Source organism: Streptomyces niveiscabiei (assembly GCF_001419795.1).
GTDB lineage: Bacteria > Actinomycetota > Actinomycetes > Streptomycetales > Streptomycetaceae > Streptomyces > Streptomyces niveiscabiei.
In genome coordinates, this window is the sequence record NZ_LIRL01000160.1 from 1 (window position 1) to 5346 (window position 5346).

Annotated in this window: 4 protein-coding genes and 1 rRNA gene; 1 reads left to right on the forward strand and 4 read right to left on the reverse strand. The window is 69.4% G+C overall.

Annotated elements, in window-relative coordinates; all coding sequences use genetic code 11:
- Together AOK24_RS08820 and AOK24_RS08825 are read right to left on the reverse strand one after the other, a co-directional pair.
- A 16S ribosomal RNA gene (locus AOK24_RS08820) occupies window positions 1-225 on the reverse strand; the annotation flags it as partial.
- Window positions 226-808: 583 nt separating this feature from the next.
- Window positions 809-1816, reverse strand: a complete 1008-nt coding sequence (locus tag AOK24_RS08825; RefSeq protein WP_055719494.1) for a stage II sporulation protein M — start codon at window positions 1814-1816, stop codon at window positions 809-811.
- A 129-nt stretch (window positions 1817-1945) separates the two neighbouring features.
- On the opposite strand from AOK24_RS08825, the gene AOK24_RS08830 reads away from it, so the two are divergent.
- Window positions 1946-2878, forward strand: coding sequence for an RDD family protein (locus AOK24_RS08830; protein ID WP_055719495.1), 933 nt, complete (start codon window positions 1946-1948; stop codon window positions 2876-2878).
- A 4-nt stretch (window positions 2879-2882) separates the two neighbouring features.
- On the opposite strand, the gene AOK24_RS08835 is transcribed toward AOK24_RS08830, so the two are convergent.
- Together AOK24_RS08835 and ahcY are read right to left on the reverse strand one after the other, a co-directional pair.
- The gene (locus AOK24_RS08835) at window positions 2883-3497 is read right to left on the reverse strand and encodes a hypothetical protein (RefSeq protein WP_055719496.1); all 615 of its coding nucleotides are present in this window, start codon (window positions 3495-3497) and stop codon (window positions 2883-2885) included.
- Between the two features lie 149 nt (window positions 3498-3646).
- A complete protein-coding gene (gene ahcY / locus AOK24_RS08840; protein WP_055719497.1) occupies window positions 3647-5089 on the reverse strand; it encodes an adenosylhomocysteinase in 1443 nt (480 codons plus the stop codon).
- Window positions 5090-5346: the final 257 nt, after the last annotated feature.

Below are 5346 nucleotides of genomic sequence, written 5' to 3' on the forward strand. Positions count from 1 at the left end.
GCTCATCCTTCACCGCCGGAGCTTTCGACCCCCACCCATGCAGGCAGGAGTGATATCCGGTATTAGACCCCGTTTCCAGGGCTTGTCCCAGAGTGAAGGGCAGATTGCCCACGTGTTACTCACCCGTTCGCCACTAATCCACCCCGAAGGGCTTCATCGTTCGACTTGCATGTGTTAAGCACGCCGCCAGCGTTCGTCCTGAGCCAGGATCAAACTCTCCGTGAATGTTTACCCGTGATCGGGTGCACAACACAGAAGAGCGGAACGAGAGGAGGAATGATCCCCTCGTTCACAGCGTCCTCGCTGTGTTTGTTTCAAAGGAACCTCATCCTCGACCATCGGCCGGGGACGGGGTATCAACTAATCTGGCGTTGATTTTTGGCACGCTGTTGAGTTCTCAAGGAACGGACGCTTCCTTTGTACTCACCCGAGAGACTCTCTCAGGCTTTCCTCCGGGCTTTTCCCTTCGGTCTTGCGTTTCCGACTCTATCAGATCTTTTTCCGATCCGATTTCCTCGGTGCTTTCCGGTTCCTGCTCTCCGCTTTCGCTTCGGGCGTTTCCCTTTCGGCGTTTCCGACTTTATCAGAAGTTCCGGGCCGGTCTGACCGGCCGTTCTTTTCCGAATTCATCGGGGGGTGCCTCTGATTGGAATCGAAGTTCCGGGAGGCGTTGTAGATACTAACTCACTGCCGACCGGATCAGATCCAGTTCTAGGCAACTGTTCGAATCTACCGCCCTGTAGGACCCGTGTCAACGGTTCCTGTGGGGCGAAGAGGAGACTAACAGCTCGGCAAGCCTGTTTGCACATCAGGCGGCCGTAGGGACACGGGCGCTGCGCTCGGCGGCCTCCACGTCCCCCGTCTCCCCGGCTCGAACAGCACGTCCGCCGAGGACCCAGACGTACACGAGGAAGGCCGCCTCGGCGGCGATGCCGATGGTGATGCGGGCCCACGTGGGCAGGCCGGACGGGGTCACGAAGCCCTCGATGGCGCCGGAGACGAAGAGGACCAGGGCCAGGCCGATGGCCATGCCGACGGCGGCGCGGCCTTCTTCCGCGAGGGCTGTGCGGCGGGTGCGTGGGCCGGGGTCGATGACGGTCCAGCCGAGGCGCAGGCCGGTGCCCGCGGCGACGAAAACGGCGGTCAGTTCGAGGAGGCCGTGCGGGAGGACGAGGCCGAGGAAGGTGTCGAGGCGGCCGGCGGAGGACATGAGGCCGAAGCCGACGCCCAGGTTGAGCATGTTCTGGAAGAGGATCCAGAGGACCGGCAGGCCCAGGAAGATGCCCAGGACCAGGCACATCGCGGCGGCCTGGGCGTTGTTCGTCCACACCTGGGCGGCGAAGGAGGCCGCCGGGTGGCTGGAGTAGTAGGTCTCGTACTCGCCGCCGGGGCGGGTGAGTTCGCGCAGTTGGCTGGGGGCGGCGATGCTCGACCGCACCTCCGGGTGGGTGCCGATCCACCAGCCGAGGAGGGCTCCCACGGCCGTCGACAGGAGCGCCGTCGGGACCCACCAGTGGCGCGCGCGGTAGACGGCCGCCGGGAACCCCTGGGTGAGGAAGCGGGTGACGTCTCTCCAGGAGGCGCGGCGGGTTCCTGTCACGGCACTGCGCGCGCGGGCGACGAGTTGGCTGAGCCGTCCGGTGAGCTGCGGGTCGGGGGCGCTGGACTGGATCAGGGAGAGGTGGGTGGCCGTGCGCTGGTAGAGGGCGACGAGTTCGTCGGCCTCCGCCCCGGTGAGGCGGCTGCGGCGGTTGAGGAGGGCGTCGAGGCGGTCCCACTCCGCGCGGTGGGCGGAGACGAAGACGTCGAGGTCCATCGGTGTGCCTGCTCCTCGGCTGTTCGTCGGCTACCGGTCGGTGAAGTCAGCTTGTCGCACTGGGGCGCGAAGTACCTTCAGCTTGGCAGACTTGCTGTTCACCGGGCAGACCAGGGAAGGGGCGCGAGCGTGAGCGAGCTGGTGACGGGCGAGGCCGTGGCGTTGGAGCTACGGCCCGCGAGGCTGCCCAGCAGGGCGCTGGCCGTCCTCCTGGACCTCGTCGTGGCCTTTGTGCTCTACATCGTCGTGTCGGTCGTCCTGATCGCGACCACGGCCTCCCTGGACGAGGCCGCGCAGACCGCGCTGTCGATCGCGTCGTTCCTGCTGGTGCTGGTGGGGGTGCCGATCGCGGTCGAGACGCTGAGCCATGGGCGGTCGCTGGGGAAGCTGGCGTTCGGGCTGCGGGTGGTGCGGGACGACGGGGGGCCGATCCGGTTCCGGCACGCGCTCGTGCGCGGGGCGATCGGGGTGGTCGAGATCCTGGCGACGGGTGGGACCGTGGCCGTCATCGCCTCGCTGGTGTCCGCGCGCGGGAGGCGGCTCGGGGACGTGTTCGCGGGGACCCTGGTGGTGCGGGAGCGGATACCCGTCGCGCGGGGCGGCTTCCTCGCGCCTCCCCCGCCCGCGCTGGCGGGCCGTTTCGCCGAGCTGGACCTGTCCGCCGTACCCGACGCGCTGTGGCTGGCGATACGGCAGTACCTCGGGCGCGCGCACCAGTTGGATCCCCAGGTCGGCTGGAGGATGGCGGAGCGCCTCGCGAACGATCTGGTCGCGCGTACGGGCGCGCCCGCGCCGGAGGGGATGACGCCGGGGGCGTACCTGGCGGCGGTGGCCCAGGAGCGCCAGGCGCGGGAGGCCCGACGGGCGTTCCCGACGGGTGCGGCGGGTTCGCCGTACGACGTGTACGGGGGTGCTGGAGGGGTTTCTTACGGGGCGCGGGCGCCTCGGGCGTACCAGGAGCCGCGACAGGCTCAGCCGGCCCCTCAGGAGCAGCCGGAGCAGCAGGTGCCCCAGCAGCCGTCTGCCGAGCGGCCCTCGACCGGGTTCGTGCCGCCTGCCTGACGGTTCAGGTGAACGTCGACGGGGGTGAGGCGAGGTCCTCCAGTTCGATGCCGGGGGCCGCGAGGACGACGTCGCCGGCGATGTGGACGGTGTGGCGTTCGCCGGTGTCCAGCGCTGTGACCTGGTATTCGTCCACGATCAGGGGGGTGTTGTCAGTGGCGTGTGCTTCGCTGTTCACCAAGGCCCAGGACTGGTCGGTCGTGCGGGGGGCGAGGACCGGGTCGGTGAAGGAGACGAGGCGGACGCGGGTCGCGGAGGGGGAGGGCGTGAGGCGTAGGAGGCGGGCGGTGGCGACGAGGAAGGCCGGGGAGGTGCCGGTGAAGGCGTGGGCGGGGGCGTTGCCCTCGGTGGCCTCGGCGCCGGTGGGGTCGGTGCGGACCCAGGTGACACCGTCCAGGGCGGCGGCGCGGACCTGCCAGCCGGCCGCGTGGAGTTCGAGGCGGATGGGGCGGCCGAGGTCGTCGAGGGCGAGGTCGACGGAGCCGCTGTGGTCGCCGGTGGGGGTGGTCCGCTGGGCGACGTACCGCCAGCCGGAGGGGCCGGGGGCGCACTGGAAGTGCTCCTCGCCGAGGGGGGTGTGGTCGTGCGGGTCGTGGAGCGAGTAGCGGCCGCGGGGCATGGGGGTCCTGGGTCGTGACAGAGCTGGTCGGGTCGTCGGGGGGCGGTCCCGGCCGGGCCGAAAGGGGCAGGCCCCCGGCACGGGGGTGCGGGGGCCTGCCTCTGGAGTACCGCCGGTTCGGCGCGGGTCGGGGACCCGGTGCCGCCGGGTCAGTAGCGGTAGTGGTCCGGCTTGTACGGGCCGTCGACCTCTACGCCGATGTACGAGGCCTGCTCGGGGCGCAGGGTCGTCAGCTTGACGCCGAGGGCGTCGAGGTGGAGGCGGGCGACCTTCTCGTCGAGGTGCTTGGGCAGCGTGTAGACGCCGACCGGGTACTCCTCCTGCTTGGCGAACAGCTCGATCTGGGCCAGGGTCTGGTCCGCGAAGGAGTTGGACATCACGAAGGACGGGTGGCCGGTCGCGTTACCGAGGTTCAGCAGGCGGCCCTCGGAGAGGACGATGAGGACCTTGCCGTCCTCGAAGGTCCAGGTGTGGACCTGCGGCTTGACCTCGTCCTTGACGATGCCGGGGATCTTCGCGAGGCCGGCCATGTCGATCTCGTTGTCGAAGTGGCCGATGTTCCCGACGATGGCCTGGTGCTTCATCTTGGCCATGTCGGAGGCCATGATGATGTCCTTGTTGCCGGTCGTGGTGATGAAGATGTCGGCCTTGTCGACGACCTCGTCGAGGGTCGTGACCTGGTAGCCGTCCATCGCGGCCTGGAGCGCGCAGATCGGGTCGATCTCGGTGACGATGACGCGGGCGCCCTGGCCGCGCAGGGACTCGGCGCAGCCCTTGCCGACGTCGCCGTAGCCGCAGACGACGGCGGTCTTGCCGCCGATGAGGACGTCGGTGGCGCGGTTGATGCCGTCGATCAGGGAGTGGCGGCAGCCGTACTTGTTGTCGAACTTCGACTTCGTGACGGCGTCGTTGACGTTGATCGCCGGGAAGAGGAGGACGCCGTCGCGCTGCATCTCGTACAGGCGGTGGACGCCGGTGGTGGTCTCCTCGGTGACGCCGCGGATCTCCGAGGCGAGCTGGGTCCACTTCTGGGAGCCCTCGGAGATCGTGCGGTGCAGGAGTTCGAGGATGACGCGGTGCTCGTCGGACTCGGCGGTGTCGACGGCAGGGACCTTGCCGTCCTTCTCGTACTCGACGCCCTTGTGGACGAGGAGGGTGGCGTCACCGCCGTCGTCGAGGATCATGTTCGGGCCGCCGGTGGGGCTGTCCGCCCAGGTCAGCGCCTGCTCGGTGCACCACCAGTACTCCTCCAGCGTCTCGCCCTTCCAGGCGAAGACGGGGACGCCCTGGGGGTTGTCGACCGTGCCGTTCGGGCCGACGGCGATGGCCGCGGCGGCGTGGTCCTGGGTGGAGAAGATGTTGCAGGAGGCCCAGCGGACGCGGGCGCCGAGGGCGACGAGCGTCTCGATCAGGACGGCGGTCTGCACGGTCATGTGCAGGGAGCCGGTGACGCGGGCGCCGGCGAGGGGCTGGGACTCGGCGTACTCCTTGCGGATCGCCATCAGGCCCGGCATCTCGTGCTCGGCGAGGGTGATCTCCTTGCGGCCGAAGTCGGCCAGGGAGAGGTCGGCGACCTTGAAGTCCTGGGTCATGGAACTGCTGCTCCTCGATGTCTGGGCGAGAGGTGGACACGGCTGGTCTGCGCGGCGGCGGACACAGGGGTGCGCCCGCGGGACGCGTGGTCCTGCGGGGGCACGGGCAGGCGAGCCCGCGTACGCGCAGCGCAGTCCGTCGGAGGCCCTCTCTCCCTCGGCCGGTCCGCTGGGGACCGCCCGACCGCCATCAGCAGCGACGTCTGACTCCGCCCCAAAGCTACACCGGCCGTCCGGGACGGCCCAGCCCGCGTCCG